Raw genomic sequence first — 24398 nt, 5'->3', positions numbered from 1 at the left:
ACCGGCTCGCGGGCGGCGCCGAGCACCGACCTCCGCCGCCCGCGAGCCCACCAACCGAAGAAAGGCAACGCCGTGACCACCGCGACGCCCGACCACACCAGCCCCCCGCCCCCGCCCGTGCTCGGGTACGAGGAGCGGGAGGTGGAGGTGGTGGCGCACTTCGTCCTCGACGGGGAACCCGTCTCCAAGGGCCGTCCCCGCTTCTCCAAGCAGGGCGAGAAGGTCCGCACCTACACGCCGGAGAAGACCAGCAGCGCCGAGAACAGCGTCGCGTGGGGGTTCCGGCGGGCCGCCCCGGCGCACCGCCCGGACAAGGAGACCACGTACGGGCTGCTGGCCGTCTTCGTCGTCGGCACGCGGCACCGCCGCGACGTCGACAACATGCTCAAGCTCGTCATGGACGGCCTGAACAAGGTCGCGTGGGCCGACGACGACCAGGTGGTCGAGGTGAGCGGGCGCAAGGTGTACGACCCGGAAGGGGCGGCCCGCAGCGAGATCGTCATCTACCGGGTGGGGGAAATCCCGGGGCCGCCGCCCCGCCGGCGGTCGCGGAAGTAGGCCGGCCAGGAATTCACAAACGAATAAACGTCCCCTACAATCAGCGGTGTGTGTCAGTGGATGCGCACCGCCCGATCATTTCAGGCGGGAGGATACAAGCCCCAGGAACTGTAAGGACCCCTCATCATGAACGCCACCGCCCGCACCACCCCGCAGACCGCCGCGACCGTCGACGCCGTCAAGACCGCCCACCAGGCCGTCCTCGAGGCCCGCAAGCAGCACAAGCGCCTCGCCCACAAGCGCAACAGCGCCACGTTCGTCCTCGTCCTCGGCCACCAGCGCAAGGTCCAGCCCACCCTCCGGCGCGCGGCATCGGCCGACACAACTGGGCCGAGCTCCTGCCCAAGGCGCCCGTCCCGTCCAAGCTGCAGAACTGGTCGGCCGAGGAGGCCGAGCGCATCATCGACGCGATGGTCAAGGAGATCGCGGCCGCGGCCACCGAGGAGACCGAGGCCCGCGAGGCCCGTATCCGCGGACTGCGCGAGCTGGCCGCCCTCACCGACGAGACCGGCGCCCGCCTCTACACCAACGCCGCCATCGCCAGGATGGTCGGCATGTCCGAGGCGCTGGTCGGTGAGGACCTGGGCAGGTCGGACGAGCCCGGCGACACCGTGCCGGACGAGCCCGGCGACACCGCCGGCCTGGTGCCGATCGCCGAGCTCGCCGACGCGCTCGGGGTGCAGGTCAAGAAGGTCCTCGACCTGGTCGAGTACGCGCGGGAGAACGGCATCGACGTGCCGCGCATGTCGCTCGGTGGTGCGCGCGTGGTCCTGGTCGACGTGTCCGCCTTTCAGGAGTGGTGGACGGCCAACCGGTTCCACTGGCTGTCGGCGCAGGAACTGGCCGAGCGGTGGGGCGTGCCGTACCCGCAGCTCAAGGAGCGGCTGCGCACCGCCAAGGCCAAGGGGGAGGCGCCGCAGGCCGAGAGCCGCGGCCGGCGCATCTTCTACGAGCCGGCGGCCGCGGACGAGTGGGCGGCGCAGCGCGGTTACGCTCCCGCCGACAGGTGACCGACCTCGGCTGTCACCGCCTGTCACCGCCCTGTCGACGCAGGTCACAGCGTTTTGTCACCGGAGTGTCAACGGCCCCGATGACAGCTTCGTTGCCCTGCGGCTGAGGCCCCGGCTCGACGTTAGTCGGCCGGGGCCTCACCATGTCCGGCCGTGACCCTGACCCCGCCGACCGCGCTCGCCGAACCCGGCGACTCCCGTTCGCGGATCGCGGCCACCATGTTCAGCGAGTTGATGGACCTGCCGGCCGAGGACCGGCGGCTGGTGCTGGAGGAGCTGCGCGACGACGAAGCGCGCCAGGTGTACGCCGCCGCCTACCGGGCCGCCGGGACCTCCTACGCGCTGTGGCAGGACGACCCTGTCGGGTTCTGCGAGCAGGTTCTCGGCAGCGCGGTGTGGTCGGTACCGCGCCGCTTCATGACCGCCCTCACCGTCCACAAGCAGGTCGCCGTCCCGTCCTGCTTCGGCTCGAGTAAGACGTTCTCCTGCGGGCAGCTCGTGCTGTGGCACTCGCTCGTCTACCCGGTCGGAACCGGCGTCACCGTCAGTCTCGCCCCGCTGTGGCGGCAGGTCGTGCGGCAGCTGTGGCGAGAGGTGCGCGGCGCCCACTCCCGCGCCGGCCTGCCGGGCACGATCGACATGGCGCAGTACAAGCTGCCCGACGCCAACGGGCTGGAGACCGTCGTCGCGTACGGAATCGCCGCGGCGCCGTACAACGAGGCCGCGGTGCAGGGCATCCACGCCAACCAGTTGCTGCTGGTGGTGGAGGAGGCTGGCGGCATCGCCCACACCATCGGTGACAACCTCGCCGGTCTGCTGGTCGGCGACGGTACGAAGATGGTCGCGATCGGCAACCCGCCCACGGACGAGGTGGGCACATGGTTCGAGAAGCTTTGCGCGGACCCGGAGGTGGAGACGATCCCCATCTCGGCGTTCGACACCCCGAACCTGACCGGGGAGGACTTCGGCGAGTGCCAGTCGTGCCCGGGCGGCGGGCACTCCCCGGCCAAGCACATGGTGGACCGGGCGTGGATCGAGCGGACCACCCGCGTCCACGGCCCGAAGTCGAACTATGTGCGGGCGAAGATCCACGCGTTGTTCCCCAAGGGCCTGGCGAACGTGGTCATCCCCGCCGACTGGGTGGACGCCGCGCTGGGCCAGGAGGAGCCGGAGCCGGTCGGCGGCCGCCGGCGGCTCGCCGACCTCGGGCTGCCGGACGAGAGCACCGAGTGGGTCGTCTCCCCGGGGGCGTGGGTGCGGCTCGGTGTGGACGTGGCCGCGGACGGCGGTGACGAGCTGGTCGTGGCGCGGGTCGTGGAGGACCTGGCGACGGTCGAGCACGCGTCCAGCGGGCCGGAGAACGCCGACCCGGTCGCGGTCGCCGGGGTCGTGCTGCGGGAGATCCACCGCGCCGAGGCGCTGGCGGCCGCGCTGGGCTCGCCGTACCGGGTGCGGGTGAAGATCGACGGCAACGGTCTCGGGTGGGGTGTGGCCGGCCTGCTCGCGGCGTGGGGGCGCGAGGGGCGGCACGGCGCGGACATCGTGTCCGTGCTGGTGTCGGAGTTGCCGGGCCGGGAGCCGGACGAGGCGACGCTGCGGCCGTACCGCAAGCGCGACGAGATGTGGCTGGCCGGGCGGGCGCTGGTGCGGCCAGACGAGTACGGCGTGACCCGGGTGCGGCTGCGGCTGGACGACATGACGGCCGCGCAGCTCTCGGCGCCGAAGCTGTTCACGAACTCGTCGGGGTTCTCGGTGGTGGAGTCGAAGAAGGACATGAAGAAGCGCGGTGTTTCGTCGCCTGACCGTGGGGAAGCGGTGCTTCTCGGTGTGTACGAGCCAGCCGAGGACGGCGACGCGTGGCGCATCATCGTCTGATGCGGCCGGGCAGCCATGACGCTCAGCGACCGGTTTCGGTTGTCACAGTATGCGGAATTGTTATTGACCAATGTTTCACATGCGGTGACATTCGCAAAGTGAGCGCTCTCTTTACCTTGACAACGAAGATCGTTACGTTGTGAACCGCTTCCGACTGGTGCAACCGGTTCGGGAGCGAGACTTCCCGGTCCGTTCACGCATGCGACAGCGCCCTGGTCTCCCACGTCCGCGGCGCCCTCCGCACCAGGGGCGGCCAACCAGGTGGACCACCGTGCGCTGCGCTTTCAAGGGGGAGATATCCATATGCCGTACCCGCCGGGCCACGTCTGGGGCGTCGCGCTCATCTGCGAGCCGACCGATCCGCAGCTGATGTGGCGGCTCGCGGAAAAGCCTTACCTCACCTTCCCGGATGACCTCCGGTACTTCCCCGAGCACGAGAACGGCCTCGTATTCGAGGCCCTCGACCGATTGTGTGTCAAGTGCTGGCGCCGCTTCGACATGGTGGTGTGGGAACCATGCGAGGGCGACACCACCAACGGCGAGCACCTGCGCGGCGGCAACTCCGCCGAACGCAGGCGCCGCAGCAGGCCCGCGCCCGGCACCACCGCCGCCGAGGTCCTGGCCCGGCAGGCCGCCGCCGCCAACCGGCGCGCGGCCCGCGAAACGGTCGCCCTCATGCAGGCGTCCCGCCTGGGCGGCCTGAACTAGACCCTGCGCGCATGACGTAAACACGCCGGCCCCCTACCGTGCCCCGGAGCCCGCCCCCACCACAGGCGGCGACACCACGGAGGGGCCAAGGTGTATTTCGACCCGAACGAGCTCGTAGCCGAACGCGAGGCCGACCCGGCGGAGCGGCGGCGGGTGCAACGCGACCTGTTCGGCCTGGCGCTGCTGATCGCCGGGGCCGCGTTCACCATCGCCGCCGCCTCCCTCGCGCACCCGGGCGCGGGCCTGGCCCTGTCGGGCATCTACCTGATGGCCGCCGGCTGGCTGCTCGCCTCCGGCCGGGCGAACTAGGGGCCGCCCGATGGCGCGCACGTTCCTTCCCGGCCTGCTCCGCTCCGGCGCCTCGAGGCGCCACCCCGCCGCCGGGGCGGGCCTGGAGCTCAAGCAGCTCGCCCCGACCTACGGCACCGTCGCGGTCGCGGACTGGTCCAGCCACCTGACGGCGGCCGCGCGCCGCGCCTGGCCCGTCGACCGGGCCGTGGCGGAGGCGTTCGAGCGCACCGTGTGGGTGTTCAAAGCGGTCGACACGATCGCCGAGCACCAAGCCAACCTCGACTTCCAGCTCCAGGACCGCGACAGCAGGGAGCTGATCGAGGACGACCCGCTGGTGGAGCTGCTCAACGACGGCAAGGCCAACAAGCTGGAGACGGGCCGCCAGTTCCGCTACCGGCTGTCGACGCAGATCCTCCTGTCGCCGCGGGGCGCGTTCGTGGAGGTCACCCGCGACCGGCGCGGCCGCCCGATCCGCCTGGACCTGCTGCCGCCCGGCCGTACGAGGCCCGTGCCGGGCTTCAACGGGGACCTGCTGTCGCACTACGAGACGGTGACGCCGGACGGGGTGCGGGTGCCGATCCCCGCCGAGCGCGTCCGCTGGTTCCGAAAGCCGCACCCGACCGACCCGTACATGGGCATCACCCCGTTGCAGGCCGCCGGGCTGGCGGTCGACCAGGACTTCCTCGCCAAGATCTACAACAGCTCGTTCCTCCTCAACGACGGCCGGCCGGGCGGCATCCTGTCGGTGGAGGGCCGCACCAACGAGACCGACGCCCGCAAGCTCGAGGAGCGGTTCGGGCACGGCCCCGCCGAGGCGGGGAAGTTGACGGTGATCGGCGGCGGGAAGCTGTCGTACGTCGACCTGGCCGCGTCGCCGCGGGACATGGCGTACGGGGAGATGGCGGCCCGAGCCAAGGAGGAAGTGCTCGCCGCGTACGGCGTCGGCGAGACCGTCCTCGGTAACTCCTCGGGCCGGACGTGGGACAACGCCGAGCAGGAGCTGTTCACGTTCTGGACGATCACGATGCCGCCCCACTTGCGGATCCTGACGACGGGGTTCGATGAGGACACCGGTGACGGCATCCGCGCCAGGCTCGACACCAGCGACGTGGAGGTGCTGCGCCGGTCGGCCGAAGCGCGCCGGCGGGAGGCGCGCGAGGAGGTCAAGGAGGGCCTGATCTCGCCGGACGAGTACCGGGAGATCGCCGAGTACGAGCCGTACGACCTGCCGCACACCCGCGCCATCTACATCGCGATGGGCAAGACGCCGATTCCGACGCGGCCGGAGGACGCGGCCGCGCTCGGGCTGGCCGTCCCCCGGACGCGTCCCCGCCCCGGGGAGCAGGCGCCGCCCGGGCAGGAGGCGCCGCCCGGGGAGCAGGTTCTGCCCGGGGAGCAGGTTCTGCCCGAAGGGGCGCCGCCCGGGGCCGCGCCGCCGGTCATTGACGAGAACGACCCGGCCACCGTCGAGACGTTCGCGCTGCTGCAGAGCATCCTCGACGGCGAAACCAAGGCGCTGCCCCTGCACGCGGTGTCCGCCGACGACGTCCGCGACCGCATCACGCCCGACCTGCACGACGCCCTGCAAGGACTGGCGCGGCGCCTCGTGCAGCGCACCGCGGCCCGCGTCGCCTCCCCCAAGCTGCGCAAGCACACCCGCCACTTCGTCCCGGAGTACAAGGCGGACACGCGCGTCGGCACCGGGCCGCTCCCGCCGAGCGGGCCGCCGACGTCGGCCAGTGGCGGCAGGAGACCACGGACGTGCTGACGCCGGTCCTGGTCAAGTCCGCCACCGCCATCGCCGGCGACGGTGTGGCCATGCACGCGGCCGTGTGGCCGGTCACCGAGGCCCGCGACTGGCTCGCCGAGCAGATCGACGCCGCCGCCCGCCACCTGGCCCGCCTGATCGCCGCCGGCGACGCCGCCGGGGATGACATTGACCGGCTGGTGGCCGAAGTGCGCGGACAACTGCCCGCCTTGGAGGAGTGGGCGCAGCAGACGGCCGAGCGGGTCGCGGCGAACCTGGTCCACGCCGTCGAGTACGCGGCCGCGCAGAACACGGCCGGGCCGGGCGGGCTGGTGTCGGCGGTGTGGCGCACCCACCCCGGCGACGGGGCCGGGCACACGCACCTGGACGCGGACGGGCAGGTCCGGGCCGGTGGCGTGCCGTTCACCGTGGACGGCACCGAACTGCGCTGGCCCGGCGACCTGAACAGCCCGGACGGGCACGCGCCCGGCTGCCGCTGCCGGCTGCTGTGGGTCGTCTCCCCCGCCCGGTGACGGCCTCGCAGAGCCCGGCGCGACGTTAACGCCCCGAGTCGGCACCCTGCACCCCTGCAACGCACACACCAGGGCACACGGGGGCAGGGTTGTCCAATTACGACGGTTGGGAAGTCAAGGCACGCCGCAGCGCGTTCAACGCCGCCAAGTTCAACTCGGACCTGCACCCGCGTGACCGACTGGGCCGGTTCATCGAGACCGGCGCGACCGTCACCGTGTGGGGCGGCGGCCGCGGCACCGTCGTCAAGAACGTCGGCGGCGGCCGCATCGAGGTCCGCATGGCCAACGGGTCGGTGCAGCGGGTCCACCGCAACTACCTGACCGTCGAGAAGCGGCCGGACGGCGGCAAGCCCATCAGCAAGACCGCTGAGGCGCCGCGGGCACTGAAGGTGGAGACGCCCTCCGCTGAGGCGGTCGACTTCACCCCGCCCGGCCCGGACGGGCGGATCCCGGTCAAGGACCTGCAGCGCGGCCAGGCCGTCATCGTGTACGGCACCCCCGAGGGCAGCGACGACGACGTCAAGCGGTACGCGGGCGTGGTCCGCTCGGTCTCCCCCGGTGAGGGCGGCGGCTGGCGGCTGGTCCTGGGCGGCGTCAACCCGATGGCGCAGGCGACGACCATCGACGTGGACGACGACGACGAGATGGCGCGGGTCATGCCGGCCGACAAGGTCGCCGCCGTGATCGACGCGATGCGCAACCGCGCCCCCGACGCCGCGGCCAGGGCGCGCGCGCTGCTGGAAGACGCGGTCGCCGAGGACGAGCGGGAAGCCAGCTGGGCGGGCCTGGACCCGGACGGGTCGTGGGATGCGTGGGCGTCCGCGCTGAACGACCGGTTCGGCAGCACCGTCTCCGGCCGCGACCTGGAGACGGTGTACGGCGAGGCCGCGGGGAACGCGCGGGTACGGCAGGCCGCTGTCGGCAACACCGACATGGGCCGCTTCGGGCAGGTCTTCGACGAGGAGTTCCTGGACCGGGTCGCCGCCCGCCCCGACCTGTTCTCCCGAGGGTTCGTTGATGCGCTGTTCGCGCGGGACGAGGCGTTCCAGAACGCTCTCGTGCGCGCGGCCCGCGAGCGGGCCCACACGGAGATCCGCGCGGAGAAGGAAAAGACCGGGCCCACCCCGGAGCCGACGCCGGGCCAGTGGATCACCGCCAAGGCGTTCAACGACCCGGTGCGCGTCGAGCAGGTCCAGGAGACGATCGACGGCTCCGAGGTCGAGGTGACCACGATCCGCGGTGACCGGCGCACCGTGGCGCTGGAGGCGCTGGAGGGCTGGAAGGCCACCAGCGAGCCCGCCAAGCACCGCGCGGACGGTGCGCCGCCGCCCGAGGTCAGCGTCAAGCCCCAGGAGGGCCTGTTCGCGGACATGGGCACCGACAAGCACGGCAACCGCGACATCTTCGCCGACGCCGACGAGGCCGACGACACCCCCGCGCCGGCTGCGCCGGCCGTGCCGCAGGACGAGCGGCCCACCCCGGGCACGAGCCCGGCCCCGGACAGGGACCTGCCGGAGTACGAGCGGGTCAGCCTCCTCGATGTCCAGCCCGGCGACGTGGTGCGCGTCCCGAACCGGTACGGCAACCTCCTCGACCCGGTCACCGTCGTGTCGGTGTCCACCGCGGGCAACGGCGAGATCCGCGGCAAGGTGGACGGCGGCCGGCCGCGCAAGTTCTCGATCCAGACCAGGTCGGATGCCCACCAGTTGCTGCGGCTGGTCACGCCCGAGCGGCGCCGCCAGCTCACCCAGGAGGCCGCCGAGCAGGGCGGCGTGCCGATCTCCGGTCTGAGCGTGCAGGCCGGGGACCGCATCTCCTACCGGACGCGGGTGGAAGACCACTTCCGGTCGATGCTGCGCGGCGGTACCCCGCCGGAGATCGGCGGGGCGATCACGATCCGGGGCGAGGTCGACACCGCCACCCTGGACCGGGACCGCCGTGACCCCTCCGGAGGCCGGGACTTCCACCACGTCACGTTGCGGCCGGAGACCGTCACGTGGGAGGGCGAGAACGGCGAGTCGGGCACCACCACGGCGTTCAACAACCTCGGCCTCGGCCCGAGCAGCATCGTCATCCGGCACACCGGCGAGCCGCAGGGCCGCGCCGGCGCCCCGGAGGCGGGCGCGGCCGGTGAGCAGGAGGAGCGCCAGGAGGCCCCGGCCGTCGAGACGGACGCGAACGGCCTGACCTACACCCCGGTCAAGCGGACTGAGATGGCGCCGCAGATCGGCATGCAGCGGATGGCCAGGGACAAGCTCGTGTCCCGGAACGTGCTGGAGGTCCGCCGGCCCGGCGACCCCAAGCGCGGGGACGCGCCGTTGGGCGATGTGTGGGAGCACAAGCCCAAGCCCACCCGGAACGACCCGAGGCCTAAGCACGGCTGGAGGTGGTCGTCGCCGGAGGCGGGCCTGACCCAGGTCGTCTACCCGTCGCGGGAAGCGGCCACGGCGGCGCTGCTGGCCCACATCGACAGCGTGGACCGCCCGTACCCGGTTCGCACCGAACGCGTCTCCGACGTCCGGCCGGGCGACGTGGTCCTGTCCAGCCACCTGCTGACGGAAGGCGTCGACACCCGCATCGCCGTCGAGCGGGTCGAGCGCTCCCGCTCCGGCACGTGGACCATCACGGGGACGAACCAGCACGGCAAGCCGCACGTCATGACGCCGGCGCCGCAGGAAGTGCAGGACGGTGTGCGGGTCGTTGACGGAGAGCGGCCGGAGGTCGCCGTCCAGGAGCTGCCCGCGTTCGGCATCGAGCCCGGCATGTGGGTCGTCCTGAAGGGGCGCACGTCCCCGGCGCAGGTGCTGGGCGCGGACCTGGCGCTGGACGGCGTGGCCGTGCGGGTGCGCCACCGCGACGGCCGCGAGGAGGACCTGCGTCTGCCGATGAGTGAACCCATCCGGCGGGGCTTCCCCGCCGATGCGGTTGACCAGTGGGAGCAGGACCGGGCGGCCCGCATGGCGGCGGCGGCCGGCACGCCGGGGGAAGAGGTGAGCGCGCAGGAGCTCGCCCCGGGCGATGTGCTGGACACCCCGGACGGGCCGGCGGTGGTGGGCCGCGTGCTGCGTCTTCCCGAGAAGATCACCGTGGGCGTGGTCGGCGACGACGGCCAGCAGCGGATGCTGCCGTTCGGCAGCAACGACCGGGTGACGCGGCGGCGGCCGCCCGGTGGGGTGCCGCAGCCGGAGGAGATCCGCCAGGATGGCGGCGCGCAGGATCGGGACGCCTCCCGTAGCGGGGACGAACCCACCCAAATTGACACGAACGGTGATGATCGTGTTACTGTAGGTTCTACAATTGGCGCCCCCAAGACCGGGCCTGCGCCGGACGACGAGAGAGGTAGCGATGAATCAGTACGGCGCGACGGCCCGCAAGCACTGGCAGACGTACCGGCCGGCGGCCCTGGCGGAGCTGGAGGACCCGGAGACGTTCTTCGCCCGGCTCGGGGAGCAGGTCAGCGAGCAGATCGCGGACCTGGCCGAGGAGATCGCCGGGAAGGCACGGCCGGGGAGACGTTCCTGGAGAAGCTGGGCAGGCTGAACGCGGCCCGGGCGCAGGCACGCGAGATCGTGCTCGCGGAGCAGGTGTTCCTGCCGGCGGAGCCGGGCCTCGAGGACGCCGAACTCCCGACCCAGCAGTAGGCGACGGGGGCCGGTTCCGGCCGGCCTCCCAAGACGACCTCGCCCCCTCCGGCAAGAAGTCCAAGGCCCGCGCCAACGTCGCCGCCGTGCGGCTCCTGCGCGAGCTGCAGGCCGAAGGCCGGCCCGCCACCGACGACGAGAAGCGCGTCCTGGCCCGCTGGTCCGGGTGGGGCTCCCTGCCGATCATCTTCGAGTCCCGGCCGACCCGCGCCCAGTTCCGCGACGACGACGGCACCATGGACGAGGAGAAGTTCGCGCGCCGCCTGAAGGAATGGGAGTCGTTCGCGCCCGAGCGCGCGGAGCTACGCGGCCTGCTCGATGAGCGGGAGTGGAACGAGGGCGCCCGCAACACCCTCAACGCGCACTACACCGACGCGAGCATGGTCTCCGCCGTGTGGGATGCCGTGCGCAAGCTCGGCTTCGACGGCGGCAACGTCCTGGAGCCCGGCAGCGGCTCCGGCACGTTCATCGGCCTGGCGCCGGACGGCGCCCACATGACCGGCATCGAACTCGACTCGACCACCGCCGGCATCTCCCAGGCGCTGTACCCGCACGCAACCGTCCGCAACGAGTCGTTCGCCGACACCCGCCTGCCCGAAGGCACCTTCGACGCCGTCGTCGGCAACGTGCCGTTCGGCAACTACGAGCTGCACGACAAGAAGTACAACAAGAACCTCCAGCACTCCATCCACAACCACTTCATCATCAAGTCCCTGGCCTTGGCCAAGCCCGGCGGCCTGGTCGCCGTCATCACCTCCCGCTACACGATGGACAGCGAGGACAGCGCGGCCCGCCGCGAGATGGCGAAGATGGGCGACCTGGTGGGCGCGGTCCGCCTCCCGGAGGCGCCCACCGGGCGGCCGCCGGCACCGACGTCGTCACCGACGTGCTGGTGTTCCGCAAGCGCGCCGAGGGGGAGGAACGCGGCGACACCTCGTGGATCGACGCGCCGGTCATCGACGTCAACGGATCCCCGCACCCGGTCAACACCTACTTCCAGGAGCACCCGGAGCAGATCCTCGGCGAGATGACGACCGGCCGCGGCCAGTTCACCGCGCACGACCTGACGGTGAAGGGCGACCGCAACGCCGGCCCGGCCCTGGCCGCGGCGCTGGATCGAGTCGTGGCCGCCGGCCAGGCCGAAGGCAAGACGTTCGTCCGCGCCGAGGGCGGCCCGGCCGCCCGGATCGACATCCCGACCGGCGGGCAGCGCCACGACGGGGCGCTGGTCCGCCACCCGGACGGGTCGTTCACTCAGATGGTCGACGGCCGCGCCGAGGTCATGGACGTCCACCCCGACCACGTCGAGCAGCTCGGCGCGCTCGTGGACCTGCGGGACGCGGCGCGGGCACTGCTGGAAGAGGAGTCGGCCAGCAGCGACGACACGCCACGCCTGGCGGACCTGCGCGCGGAGCTCAACCGCCGCTATGAGGCCTACACCCGCCGGTGGGGGGCAGTGTCCAAGCGCGCCCACAAGCGGTTCACGCCCGCCGAGGCGCGCGAGCGGGCGGCCGCGGAAGGCCGCACGGCCGGCGACGCCGACATGCGGCCCACCGCGATCGGCCACGCCTGGGACGACCCGGCGATGGCGATCGTGTTCGCGCTGGACGACTACGACCCCGAGACCAAGCGCACCCGCACCGCCGACATCCTGCACAAGCGGGTCGTCGCCGCCAAGTCGGAGGTCACCTCCGTCGATGACCCGGCCGACGCGCTGGCCATCGTCATGGACCGCACGGGCGGCAACGTCGACCTGGCGCAGATCGCCGACCTGCTCGGCACCGACACCGCCGACGCCCGCAAGCGGCTCGGCGATCGCGTGTTCGACGTGCCCGGCACGGACGGCAAGCTCGCCTCGGCCGCCGAGTACCTGTCCGGCAACGTCCGCAAGAAGCTCGCCGCCGCCCGCGCCGCCGCCGAAGAGGACCCGCAGTTCGCGCTGAACGTCGCCGCGCTGGAGGCCGTCGTCCCCCGGGACCTGACCTCCGGTGAGATCGACGCGAAGATGGGCGCCGCGTGGATCCCCGCCGACGTCATCGAGAAGTTCCTCAACGAGGTCGTCACGCCCGGCCACCGGGTGATCCACCCGGGCGGCTCCACGTGGGTCGTGGAAGGCCCCGGCAAGGAGTCCGACGCCGCGAGCGTCGAGTGGGGCACCGAGGAGCGGCCGGCCGCCGCGATCGCCGAGGCGCTGCTGAAGCAGCAGACGATCCGCGTCACCAAGACGCAGGACCTGGGGGGCGGGAAGAAGAAGTCGCTGCCCGACCCCGAGGGCACCATCGCCGCGCAGCAGAAGGCGCAGGAGATGGCCGAACGGTTCGCCGACTGGATCTGGGAGGACGAGGCCCGCGCCGATCGGCTGACCCGCGAGTACAACGACCGGTTCAACTCCTACGTCCTGCGCTCCTACGACGGCGCCAAGCCCGCCATGCCGGGCCTGGCGGCCGGGTGGGTGCCGCGCGAGCACCAGAACGGCGCGGTGGCGCGCATCCTGAACGAGCCCGCGGTGCTGCTCGCGCACGAGGTCGGCGCCGGCAAGACCCTCGAGATGGTCATGGGCGCGATGGAGCTGCGCCGCACCGGCATGGCGAAGAAGCCCGCCATCGTCGTGCCGAACCACATGCTCGAGCAGTTCACCCGCGAGTTCCTGGAGGCGTACCCGAACGCGAACATCCTCGCGGCCGGCACCAAGGACCTGACGGGCGACAACCGGCGCGGTTCGTGGCCCGGGCCGCGACCGGCGACTGGGACTGCGTGATCCTCACGCAGAAGGCGTTCGAGAAGATCGACATGCACCCCGACAGTCAGCGCGCCTACATGGAGGAGGAGCTGGCGCAGCTTCGCGCGCAGATGGAGCGGGCGAAGGAGTACGGCGAGGACAACCGGGCGTTCAAGCAGCTCGAGCGCCAGCTGGTCAAGGCCGAGGAGAAGCTGAAGGAAAAGCTCGACTCCCGCCGCGACGAAGGCGCCGTCTACTGGGAGAACACCGGCATCGACTACCTGATGGTGGACGAAGCCCACATGTTCAAGAACCTGCGCACCCCCTCGAGGATCGAGGGCGCAGGCATCGCCGGATCCACCCGCGCGAGCGACTTGCACATGAAGCTGCACTACCTGCGCTCCAAGTCGGCCTCGGGCCGGGTGGTGACCTTGGCCACCGGTACGCCGATCGCCAACTCGGTGACCGAGGCGTACACGATGATGCGGTACCTGCGGCCGGACCTCCTGGAGGAGGCCGGCATCGAGGACTTCGACACGTGGGCGGCCACCTTCGGTGAGGTCGTCACCGACGTGGAGATGAACCCGGACGGCAACGGCTTCCGGATGAAGGCGCGGTTCGCCAAGTTCCAGAACGTCCCCGAGCTGCTGCGCATGTACCGGGTCAGCGCGGACGTGAAGACCGCCGCGGACCTGAACCTGCCCACCCCGGCCGTGCGGCGCGACGCCAACGGCAACCGCGGCGAGACGGTCGTCATCCCCGCCGACGACGCGCAGCTCGAGTACATCCAGGAGCTCGGCGTGCGCGCCGAGGCGGTGCGGGCACGCAAGCCGTGGGCGTGGGTCAACGACCCGGGCCGCGGCATCAAGGGCATGCCGCAGGGCCAGTACGAGGAGCTGTACGGGCCGGTGCCGCCGCAGCCGGAGGACCCGGCCGACCGGGACCCGAACGCGCCGCGCCTGATCGAAGACAACATGCTGAAGATCAGCGGGGACGGCAAGCGGGCCGCGCTCGACATGCGGCTCATCGACCCGAACCTCGGCGGTGAAGGCGCGAAGATCAACACGGCGGCCGACAAGATCGCTGAGATCTTCAACGAGACGAAGGACCGCCAGTTCCCCACGTCCAAGCACGACCCGACGCCGCACCCGAACGCGGGCGCGCTGCAGATCGTGTTCATGGACCAGGGCACCCCGAAGCCGAAGAAGCAGGCCAAGAAGAAGCCGGCGGCCGGGGAGCAGGAGGACGCTCCCGCCATCGTCGGGGACGGCGACCAGAGCACCTGGGCGGCCTACGACGAGATGAAGGCGCAGCTCGTCGCCCGCGGTATCCCGGCGGAGAAGATCCGCTACATCCACGAAGCCACCACGGACGCGCAGAAGGCGAAGCTGTTCGAGGACGCCCGCATCGGCAAGATCGCTGTGCTGCTCGGCTCCACCGAGAAGATGGGTACCGGCACGAACGTGCAGGCGCGTGCGGTCGCGCTGCACCACATGGACGTGCCGTGGCGGCCGGCGGACCTGGCGCAGCGTGAGGGCCGCGTCGAACGGCAGGGCAACTTCAACCGGGGGTTCAACGCCGAAGGCGTCTACGACCACGACCTGTTCCTTAGCACCGATCCGGAGGCGCCGGTCGGAGACGTCCGCATCATGCGGTACGTGACCGAGGGCACGTTCGACGGCTACTCGTGGCAGACCGTCGAACGCAAGGCGAAGTTCATCGCGCAGATGCAGCGCGGCAACCTGGACGTGCGCGAGATCGAGGACATCGGCGATTCGGCCCTGTCGTTCGCGGAGGTCAAGGCCCTGGCGGCGGGTAACCCGTACCTGCTCGACAAGGCCAAGGCCGACGCCGAAGCGCACCGGCTCGAGCGGCTGCAGCGTTCTCACGCCCGCACGCAGGCCGGCCTGTCTAGCAAGATCGACCGGCTCGACCACGAGATCCGCATCACCCGGGAGAACATCGACGAGTGGACCGAGGCGCGCGAGGCCCGCGTCGACACGCGCGGTGATGCGTTCTCGATGACGCTGGACGGCCGCGACGAGCCGGTCACCAAGCGCGCCGACGTCTACGGGCCGATCCTGGCGGCCGTCACCGAACTGCGGGATGGCCCCTACCGGGACGGCCACCGGGTGCGGATCGGCGTGCTGGGCGGTCACCCGGTCTACGCCACCCGCGCCCGGGTTCTCCGCGGCGACAACTGGTTCCGCGGCGTGAAGCTCGGGTTCGACTGGCCGGGCGGCACCACGTCCTACATCTCCAGTGAGATCACCGAAGGGTCCGCCCAGGGCATGCTCTCCAGCCTGCAGGGCCGCCTGGAGAAGCTGGAACCGCTCATCGAGGGCGGTAGGTCGTCGCTGCGGACCATGACCGGGCAGCAGGAAAGCGCCCGCGCGATGCTGGGGCGGCCGTTCGCGTACACCGCGCAGCTCCAGGCGGCGCAGGCCCGCGCCAAGCTGCTGGACGACATCCTCAAGACGCAGGCGATCCTGGACGAGCTCAAAGACGAGGAGAAGAAGCCGGCCGAGGAGCGGTCGGAGGCGTACCAGACGGCGCAGGCCGAACTGGTGGTGCTGAAGGCCAGTCTCGACGTGGCGCGGGAGCAGATCATCCCGGACCCGGCGGCGGAGCCGGATCGCGACATCACTCCGGTGTTGGAGGACCCGACGCCGACCGTGAGCACCGATCGTGGCGGGTTCGCTTTCCTGGAGGACGCCCCCGAGCACGGGGATGCTCCGGAGCCGCCCGCGCAGACGGCCCCGGCCGACTGGGAGCGGGAACTGCGGGAGGTCTACAACGCGCCTGACGCGGCAGACGCGGTGCGGGACCTGGTTGACGCGCTGGATGTGCCGACCCGCACCGCCGACGACCAGCAGCGCATTCAGGACGCGCTACAGGCCCTGGACTACGAGGTCGACCTGGTGGTCGACGGTATCCGTGACGAGCACATGGAGTGGGGCGAGAGGGGCGAGGACCACGTCAGGTGGCTGACGGACATGGTCGCTGAGGCTCGCGGCAGGCTCCGCGAGCAGCGCCCCGGTACCCCCTCGGCGCCCTCCAGCGGCTCCAGCGGCTCTGGTGGCTCTGGTGGGCGTGGGCGGCGCATCGGCGGCCCCGCCACCGAGCAGAGCGACAGCGACACGGAATACCCCTCCCCGCCCGAGGAGCGGGCCGCCGGCATGGACGCCGCCGGATGGGAGCGGGAGCTGCGCGAGCGCTACGACGCGCCCGAGGCCGCGGACGCGGTGCGGGACCTGATGGCGGTCGTGGACGCGCCGTTCCCGACGTTCGAGGACGACCCGTACGACGAGGAGTTCGAGGCCCACATGGCGCGGGTCCGGGAGCTGTACGAGGCCGCCGGCGACGAGGTCGAGGAGCTGCGCGGCCGCCTGTCCGGCGAACCCGGGTGGCGCAACAGCTACGGGGAGCAGGTCACGTCCCCGAACCGGGAATGGCTGGCCGGTCTGCTGGACGAGCTGCGCGCCCGCACCCGGGCGCAGGGCTACGACACGCCGTTCCCCACGGGGACGGCCGCTGATCGGCGCGACCGGGCCCGCGCCCGCCGCTCCGGCGACACCACCCCGGGCACCGCCCAGGACGCCCCGGCCACCGCCCCGCAGGCTCCGGACGGGCCAGCGCCGCTGGACGGCGTCAGCGACGCCGACATGCGGCTGCTGGCGTCGCTCATCGAGGAGGAGGCCGCCGCCTACAAGTGGACCGGCTCCCCCGCCCGCTACATCGCTGAGCTGTTCGCCAAGAAGACCGGCACCGGCCGCTTCGACGGCGACTCCGACCCTGCCGTGCAGAAGTGGGCCGAGGACTACCTGGCCGCCAACCCCGGCCTGGTGGACCTGCCCGCCTCCGAGCGGGAGCGGCGCAAGCGGGAGCGGGCTGAACGCGAAGCCGCGAGCACGGAGGATGCCGCCGCCCTGACCCGGCAGTCGCATGACCGCTTCGAGGCCGGCGACTACGAGGCCGCGCTGGCGCTCATCGACCAGGCCGAACAGCTCGACCCGCGCGGCCGCGACTGGGACGACATCCGCGCCATCATCCGCGAGGAGCGGGACAGCACCACCCCCGCGGCTGCGGTGGACCGGCCGACCGCCGTGGTCGACCCCGAGGAGCTGCAGGCGGGCGACCGGATCCGGGTGGTGCGCTCCGGCTCCGGCGTCCACCGGGTCCGCACCCGGGGCGGCGGCTCCTACCTGGCGCAGGGCGACGGCCGCGTGTGGGAGGGCACGATCCCGGCCGGATACCAGCCGGGCGAGCCGGTCCGCCTGGACAACGTCATCGAGTACAACGGCAACCAGCCGGGCCGGTACCTGGCGGAGCCCGCCATCGTGCGGCTGACCGGCGAGGTGGAGCGGCTCGGTACGGCTGATGCGGAGGCGTCCGCCGCGGAGGCGGCCCGGGTCCGCACCGAGCAGCAGCAGCGCGGCCAGTCGCTGGTTGATGAGCTGGTCGCGGCCCGTCGCGCCATGCTGCGCGAGGAGGGCGGCGACGACCTGCTGGAGGCGGTCACCCGGTTCGAGGAGCTGCTGGCCGCCCGCAACAACGGCGACGCGGATGCGGCGTACCTGGAGGACGCGTGGCTGCGCGCCGACGCGGGCCTGGCGGCCGCCAAGGAGACCACCGCTGATTCGCTGCGGCGGGCTCAACTGCGCACGATGCAGACGAACCTGCTCGTGCAGCTCGGCAACGCGGGCGGCCGCTCCGGGGAGGCCCGCCGCCGGGCCGCCGAGTGGGAGCAGGCCAAGCAGGAAGCGGCCCGCATCGCCGACGACGGGCTCCCGGAGAGCGCCGACATCAGCGACGTGCAGGCTGGCGACCGGGTCGATACCCCGTCCGGGGAGGAGACCGTCACGGTGGAGGAGGTCACCCGCGCCGGCGGGCTGACGTTCACCACCGAACGCGACAGCGATGACCGGCGCACCATCCGCGCCCGCCGCGGCGCAGAGCAGGTCACGCGCCGCACGAGCACCCGCAAGCCGCCGGAGGTCGGCCCGGCCACGGCCGACAACGTCGCCGTGGGCGAGTGGCTGGTCGGCGACGACGGCGACGCCGTCAAGGTCGTCGGCATCGACCGCGACGGCGACCGCATCACCTTCGACGTGCTCGGCCCGAACGGTCCCGCGCTGGTCGACGTCGACGCCGGAGAGATGGTCACCCGCGGGCGGGGCCTGCGCATGAAGCGGCCGAAGAAGCCGCGCCAGCCGCGGCCACTGCGGGAGCGCACGCCGCGCTCCACGATCGTCGCGCTGGACGACGGCACCCCGGCCACGCGCATCCGGTTGCGTTCCGACATCCGAAAGCGCGTCCTCGGCCTGAACGTCGAGGATGATGCGGCGGCGAGCGAGCAGGCACGGGAGGCCGCGGCGCGGCTGCGCGCCAGCCAGCCGGTGCCGGCGGAGCAGATGCGCGCCCTGTCGCAGCACCTGCGGTCCCTGGCCTCGGGGGAGGACCTGCCGGCGGTGCAGCGGCGCGCACTCGAGCGGGCCGCCGCGTGGGTGGACGGCTCCTACGCCAAGCTCGCCGGGTACCCGGCGCCGCCGCACGACCCCGGCAGGGCCGTACCGGAGAAGGCGTCCCCGGAGAACCTGACGGCCGGTGACGTGATCGCGATCCCGGACGTGGGCGGCGGCCGGGTGCGGCCGGTCCGCGTCATCGACGCCCGCCCCGTCTCGAGGTTCCCGTTCGTGTCGGTGACGGTCGAGCACGACGACGGCCGCCGCGAGCAGCGCATCCTCGCGGCCGCCGCGGACGTGTACCTGATGCCGGACCTGCCGGAGGACGCCGAGACGCCGCCGGCCGTACCGGTGGCGGCGCGGCGGGAGCACATCCGCCCCGACCAGCTCGAGCCGGGCGACACGATCGTCGTCGGCGGGCAGGAGCGGAAGGTCGTCATGGCGTACCGGTTCTCCGACCCGCTGAACCCGGTGGAGTCGTGGCGGGTGTACGCCGAGGGCGGCGACGGCGACGAGCTCGTGCTGACGTCGCGCGGGTTCCCGTCCGTGCTGCGTACCGCCCGCGGTGAGGGGTCGGCCGACCAGCCGTGGGAGACGCTGCTCGATGACTCGGCAGCCGAACCGGTCACCGCCGGGCAGGTCGGCCTCGGTGACCGCATCGCCCTGGACGCCGCGCACGGCGGCGTCGAGGGCACCGTCGAGGAGCTGGCGCCGCTCAAGGACTCGGACGGCACCCGGATCGGGTCGACGGCGATGGTCCGCACCTACGGCGACGAGCTGGTGCCCGTCGCGCTGCTCGACGGCGACGACAGCCTGCGCATCACCCGGTACCAGAGCGGCGGCGCGCACGCCGAGACGAACATCAAGCGGTGGCAGGAGCGGCGCCGCGAATGGGATCGGGTGCGCGCCGTACGGCAGGCCCTCGGCGAAGCCGAGACGGACCTGTACCGGGAGGCGTCCGCGGCGATCAGCGAACAGCTCAGCATGCGGCGCGTCCACCCGCCGGAGCCCGAATCCGGCGACCGGGTGTGGACGATGGCCGGGGACCTGGTGGAGCAGGCGTGGCAGCGGCTCGACAACAGCGCCCCGGCGCTGCAGGCGGGCCGGGTGCTGGCCGGCGGCGACGAAGCGCACGCCGCGGCGCTGGCGGAGCGGATCGAGCCGCTGGTGGGGCAGATCCGCGAGCGGGCGATGTACAACTTCATCCAGTCGATTTTCGAGGCCAACCCGATGCCCGGGGAGACCTACGACCAGGCGTTGGCGCGGGTGCTGGAGCAGTTCCGCACCGACCCGCCCCGCACGGTCGACTTCAGCCTGGTGCGGCGCCTGCACGTGCGGGAGCTGTTCGAGGACGGCGGCGCCCGCCCGGAGGCGGTCCCGGCCCCGGCCGGGGACCTGGGCGAGCGGATGGCCGCCTACCGCAAGGCGCTGCCGGGCAACCTGGGCGAGGTCGGCCACCGGCAGGTGACGCGCACCGTCTACAAGCCGCTGGACCTGGAGGCGCTGGACGACGGGTTCGACCCGGAGATCGAACAGGTCACGGTGACCGTGCCCGACGTCGCCGCCGACGGCGGCCCGGGCGAGTACGCGATGCGGCACCTGGCCGTCATCAAGGCCGCCGGCGCGGACCTCGACCAGGAGGTGACCAAGCGGCTGGACAGCCCCGCCTACCGGAACGCGGCCGCCGCGGAGAAGACCGCCGCCGAGGCCGTCGCCGCCGCGGAGAAGGAGTTGGCGGCCGCGACCGACAAGGCGAACCGCGAGGCGATGGCGTCCCGGGGCGGAGTGTCGTCCGCGGCTGCGCACAAGGAGTTCGAGAAGGCGAACCGGGCCGCGGTCAAGGCCCGCAAGGCGCATGAGGCGGCGGCGCTGCGCGTCGGCGAGCTGCGCCGGCAGGCGGCGCTGGACGTGCTGTCTCAGGTGCGGTCGTTCGGCGGTGCCCGCCTGACCTACCTGAACAAGAACGGCCAAGCGCGCAAGGAGACGCACAAGCCGGTGCAGGCGATGCGGCGCGTGGAGGACGTCTACCCCGCCGAGTGGGTGGGCCTGCTGGGCGATCACGGGCCGGTCCGGCTCGGTATCGCCGTCGACACGATCATGGGCGGGCCGGGCCGCGCCAAGTACAACCCGTCCCAGCACGCCATCTCCATGCCCGACGTCTCACCGGAGGAGCAGTTCCGGACCGGTGTGCATGAGCTGGGGCACGCCTTCCAGACGCTGCTTCCGGGATTGAAGGAGGCCGAACACGCCTACCTGTGGGAGCGCACCGCGGTCGGCGACATCGGCCACCGGGAGCGCGGCGACCGCACCGACGTGGGCCTGTTCCCCGGGGAAGCCGGCTACGACGGCGGGTTCCCCAAGCCGTACACCGGCCGCGTCTACCCCACCGGCCACGGCGAGATCTTCACGACCGGCATGGAATCGCTGATGGCCGGGTCGGACTACCTGGACGACGACATGCGGACCTGGCTGCTGGGCGTGCTGGCGCTGCTGGGCACCGGCTCGGACGGCCCGGGCAAGGACCCGCTGGACGGCGTCGACCTGGACGAGTTGTCGGTGGAGCAGCTCAAGGCACTGCTCGGGCAGATCGAATGGGGCAGCCCCGCCTACCAGAGGGTCATGGCGCAGCTGCGGGGCCGCCGGATCGAGGACGACCCGCTGGAGGGAATCGACCTGGATTCGCTGGGGGTGGAGGATCTGACCGACCTGCTCGGGTCGGTGGACGACCTCTACAGCGCGGCCCGCGTCTCGGAGGTGCTGGAGGAGTGGGACACCGAGGACCAGCAGGAGCGGCAGCGCAACGCGGCCATCGACAAGCTCGTCTCGTCCGGGGAGATGGACTACGACCAGGCGTGGGCGCGGGTGCATGGCATCTCGGAGGAGAGCATGCGCGCCGAGCGGTACGCCGACGCCGCAGGCCTGGGCGGGCTGACCTCGAGGGAGCGGGAGCAGAAGCTGCGGCAGCAGTTCCACGAGTGGAAGGAAGCGCGGTTCTGGGAGGCGGAGACGGCCACGAACGGGTTCATGCTGAACGCGCGCGGCCGCGCCGCCGGCATCGACCCGATGAGCTTGTTCTCCGGCCAGTGGTCGCGGGTGAGCGCGTACGCCTCCGATGAGCTGATGAACTGGTTCGAGCGCAACGGGTGGAAGAACCTCACCGAGTGGCGAGCCGAAGCGCTCGCCAACGAGCGGGACGTTCGGGCAGCGCGGCGGTCGCGTGAGGGCCGCCGCACCGGCAGATAGGAAGGGCGGCAGACGTGGAACGGGAGAAGGTGCCCGCGGTGCGGCTGCGGGCGCCCGGCTGGCGGGCCGGGCGACCGCATCGACGGGCGGTGGCCTCGAGGCGAACCCGTGGCGGGCGAAGGGCGGGCCGCTGTCGCGGGCGTTCATCGCCGGGTACCGGGCGGTGCTGCCGGTCGCGGACGTGATGCTCGATGACGACAGCGGCGAGGGAGGCCGGAGTGTTTGAGGTGCACGGGTATGTGAACGGCGGGGTCGCGTACGCGGTCACGGTCGGGCAGGCCCGGCCGGAGGCGGCGGCTGTGGCCGGGATCGTGTCCGGCACGCGCAGCGCCGTGGAGTTGCTGGCGGGCCGGGCGGGCCGACAGATCACCCGGCCGCACGGGGCGCCGGTCGTGCTGGATCTGGACGACCCGGCCAGTGTGCGGGCGGCGTTGCACGCCTGGACGCAGGTGGTCCGCGAGGCCGGCGAGGTACCCGAGATGACGTAAGGGCCGCACTCGGGCAGCGTGCCCGGCATGACTTCTGCGGTGTGGTGGCGGGTCGGCCTGGCGGTCGGTATCGCGTTCGGTACGGCGCTGCTCCTGCTGCTGCTCGCGTGGTGGCAGACGCCGGCCTGCCCCGCCCCTGACGGCTGGGAGCGGCCGCCGCTGCTGTATGCGGCCCCCGGGCGACGTTAACGCGTTCACGCGGCATGCTCCCCTGCGGCATACAGCAGGGGAGGGGGCTCCAGGTGACGGTGAGGCTCGAGCATAAGTCGGTGGCGGTCTCGCCAGGGGCTGCCCTGGCGGACGCGCCCAAGGGCACGGTGGAGTGCCTCGTGGCCATTACTGGCGTAGAGGACAACGTCGGCGACATCATCATGCCGGCAGCGTTCGCCCGCACCCTGGCCACGCGCCGGCCGAAGGGCGTGTTCTCGCACGACACGACGACGTGGGTGTCGCGGGCCGAGAAGGTCGAGGAGTGGCTCCCCGGGGACCCGCGGCTGCCGAAGACGACGAAGGACGGGCAGCCGTGGCCGGCCGGGGCGGGCGCCGTCTACGTGCGCGCCCTGTTCAACCTCAACACCAAGGCCGGGCGCAGCGCGTATGAGAACGTCGCGTTCTACAGCGAGTCCAACGAGCAGGAGTGGTCGATCGGGTACTCGGTGCCGCCCGGCGGTGCCCGTAAGGACAGCCGGACCGGGGTCCGCAAGATCTACGACTTGGACTGGTATGAGTTCTCGCCCGTCCTGTTCGGTGCCGCGTCGCAGACGACGACGCTGTCGGTGAAGTCCGGGCTGTCCGGGCGCAAGGCCGATGCGTGGGAGCAGCGGCCCGGCATCGCGCCCCCCGAGCAGGAGCAGGTGCAGGTGCCGGTGGAGCAGGCACGATCAATGGTGTCGCTGGCTGTGCCCGTCGACGTCGCCGAGGCCGTCGCGGTCGCGGGTGGTCTGGCGCCGCAGGAGCTGCACGTGACGCTCGCCTACCTCGGCCAGGGCGTGGAGGAGGACATGCTGGCGGAGGCGGCGCTGGTGGTCGAGCAGGTCGCCGTCGAGGCCGGGCCGCTGGAGGGCGTCATCGGCGGGATCGGTGTCTTCCCCGAGAACGAGGACGGCGTCCCGGTGTGGGTGCCGGTCGACGTGCCGGGCCTGGCGGAGCTGCGGGCGCGGGTGACGGCCGCCCTGGATGAGGCGGGCATTTGGTACGCCACCGGCCACGGGTTCACCCCGCATGTGACGCTCGCCTACCTCGAGCCGGGCCAGGCGCCGCCGCCTCCGGTGCCGGCCGTGCCGGTGTCGTTCGGGGCGATCACGCTGGCGGTGGAAGACGAGCATGAGAACTTCCCGCTGACCGGCGACGGCACCACCATGCCCGCGGCGGGTGATCTCACCGCCGACCTCGACGCCGACCGCGGGGATGACGACTTCGACATGCAGGTGAAGCAGTTCATCGGCTTCGGCTGGGAGACCAAGGCCGGGCGGGTCCTGTCGGATCGCAACCTCAAGCGGATGCGCCAGGCCGTGGACATCCTCACCGAGATCATGAAGGAAGCCGGCGGGTGGGAGGAGCCGCCCGGAAACGGCCCGGCCCGGCGCGGCTTCCCCGAGCTGCCGCCCGAGCCGAGCATCACCCCGGACTCCACCGCCCCCTCAGCGCTGCCCACCGAGCTCAAGGCCCTCACCGGGGAGCAGGTGCGGGCGGGCCGCGATATCCTCGGCTTCCTGGCGGCCCGGTGACGCTCCGGTTGATGCCGGTGACGTTCGCTCAGGCGGCCGCGTTCGTCGGTGACCACCACCGGCACACCCGGCCACCGGTCGGCCATAAGTTCTCGATCGGCGCCGCGACCGGCGGGCGGCTGGTCGGCGTGGCCGTGGTCGGCCGGCCCGTCGCCCGGCACTTCGACACCGGGACCGCGCTCGAGGTGACCCGCTTGGCCACGGACGGCACCCGCAACGCCTGCAGCTTGCTGTACGGCGCGGCCTGGCGGGCCGGGCGGGCACTCGGCTACACCCGCATGATCACCTACACGCGGGCTGACGAGCCCGGTACGTCGCTGCGCGCGGCCGGGTGGGAGCCGATCGCGGTACGGCCGCCGCGGGCCGGGTGGTCGTGCCCGGCCCGGCCGCGCG

Annotated in this window: 15 protein-coding genes; 14 read left to right on the top strand and 1 reads right to left on the bottom strand. The window is 72.4% G+C overall.

From position 1 onward, the window contains the following. Positions 1 to 558: RusA family crossover junction endodeoxyribonuclease (locus ACWJ6R_RS08945; RefSeq protein WP_449061749.1), on the top strand; the 558-nt coding region annotated here is incomplete at its 5' end. Positions 559 to 633: 75 nt separating this feature from the next. Here ACWJ6R_RS08945 and ACWJ6R_RS08940 read toward each other — a convergent pair. Next, positions 634 to 834 (bottom strand): hypothetical protein, encoded by a 201-nt coding sequence (locus tag ACWJ6R_RS08940; protein WP_449061748.1) that lies wholly within the window; start codon positions 832 to 834, stop codon positions 634 to 636. Between the two features lie 134 nt (positions 835 to 968). Here ACWJ6R_RS08940 and ACWJ6R_RS08935 point away from each other — a divergent pair, with 134 nt between their 5' ends. The 13 genes from ACWJ6R_RS08935 to ACWJ6R_RS08875 form a co-directional block, all read left to right on the top strand. Continuing rightward, positions 969 to 1568, top strand: a complete 600-nt coding sequence (locus ACWJ6R_RS08935; RefSeq protein WP_449061747.1) for a hypothetical protein — start codon at positions 969 to 971, stop codon at positions 1566 to 1568. Positions 1569 to 1721: 153 nt separating this feature from the next. Further along, on the top strand, positions 1722 to 3443 hold the full coding sequence (locus ACWJ6R_RS08930) for a hypothetical protein (protein ID WP_449061746.1): 1722 nt from the start codon (positions 1722 to 1724) through the stop codon (positions 3441 to 3443). Between the two features lie 303 nt (positions 3444 to 3746). Beyond that, entirely contained in the window at positions 3747 to 4151 is a 405-nt protein-coding gene (locus ACWJ6R_RS08925; RefSeq protein ID WP_449061745.1) for a hypothetical protein, read from the top strand. Positions 4152 to 4241: 90 nt separating this feature from the next. Next, the gene (locus ACWJ6R_RS08920; protein WP_449061744.1) at positions 4242 to 4460 is read left to right on the top strand and encodes a hypothetical protein; all 219 of its coding nucleotides are present in this window, start codon (positions 4242 to 4244) and stop codon (positions 4458 to 4460) included. Positions 4461 to 4470: 10 nt separating this feature from the next. After that, positions 4471 to 6210 carry a phage portal protein gene (locus ACWJ6R_RS08915; RefSeq protein ID WP_449061743.1) on the top strand — a complete coding sequence of 580 codons (1740 nt, stop codon included), beginning with the start codon at positions 4471 to 4473 and terminating at the stop codon, positions 6208 to 6210. Then, positions 6204 to 6722, top strand: coding sequence for a hypothetical protein (locus tag ACWJ6R_RS08910; protein ID WP_449061742.1), 519 nt, complete (start codon positions 6204 to 6206; stop codon positions 6720 to 6722). The genes ACWJ6R_RS08915 and ACWJ6R_RS08910 overlap by 7 nt, the downstream gene beginning before the upstream one ends. An 89-nt stretch (positions 6723 to 6811) precedes the next feature. Beyond that, positions 6812 to 10363, top strand: coding sequence for a hypothetical protein (locus ACWJ6R_RS08905; protein ID WP_449061741.1), 3552 nt, complete (start codon positions 6812 to 6814; stop codon positions 10361 to 10363). 86 nt (positions 10364 to 10449) lie between these two features. After that, positions 10450 to 11394: an Eco57I restriction-modification methylase domain-containing protein gene (locus tag ACWJ6R_RS08900; protein ID WP_449061740.1), complete on the top strand. Its 945-nt coding sequence runs from the start codon at positions 10450 to 10452 to the stop codon at positions 11392 to 11394. Between the two features lie 1690 nt (positions 11395 to 13084). After that, positions 13085 to 21790, top strand: coding sequence for a helicase-related protein (locus ACWJ6R_RS08895; RefSeq protein ID WP_449061739.1), 8706 nt, complete (start codon positions 13085 to 13087; stop codon positions 21788 to 21790). A gap of 218 nt (positions 21791 to 22008) precedes the next feature. Continuing rightward, on the top strand, positions 22009 to 22278 hold the full coding sequence (locus tag ACWJ6R_RS08890; RefSeq protein WP_449061738.1) for a hypothetical protein: 270 nt from the start codon (positions 22009 to 22011) through the stop codon (positions 22276 to 22278). Positions 22279 to 22305: 27 nt separating this feature from the next. Then, on the top strand, positions 22306 to 22467 hold the full coding sequence (locus ACWJ6R_RS08885) for a hypothetical protein (RefSeq protein ID WP_449061737.1): 162 nt from the start codon (positions 22306 to 22308) through the stop codon (positions 22465 to 22467). 59 nt (positions 22468 to 22526) lie between these two features. Continuing rightward, positions 22527 to 24005 carry a 2'-5' RNA ligase family protein gene (locus ACWJ6R_RS08880; protein WP_449061736.1) on the top strand — a complete coding sequence of 493 codons (1479 nt, stop codon included), beginning with the start codon at positions 22527 to 22529 and terminating at the stop codon, positions 24003 to 24005. A gap of 11 nt (positions 24006 to 24016) precedes the next feature. Next, positions 24017 to 24398, top strand: a 382-nt coding sequence (locus ACWJ6R_RS08875) for an XF1762 family protein (RefSeq protein ID WP_449061735.1), incomplete at its 3' end; no start/stop codon positions are given.

It is taken from the genome of Planomonospora algeriensis (genome assembly GCF_977012225.1).
This window is presented reverse-complemented; position numbering and strand designations above follow the sequence as displayed.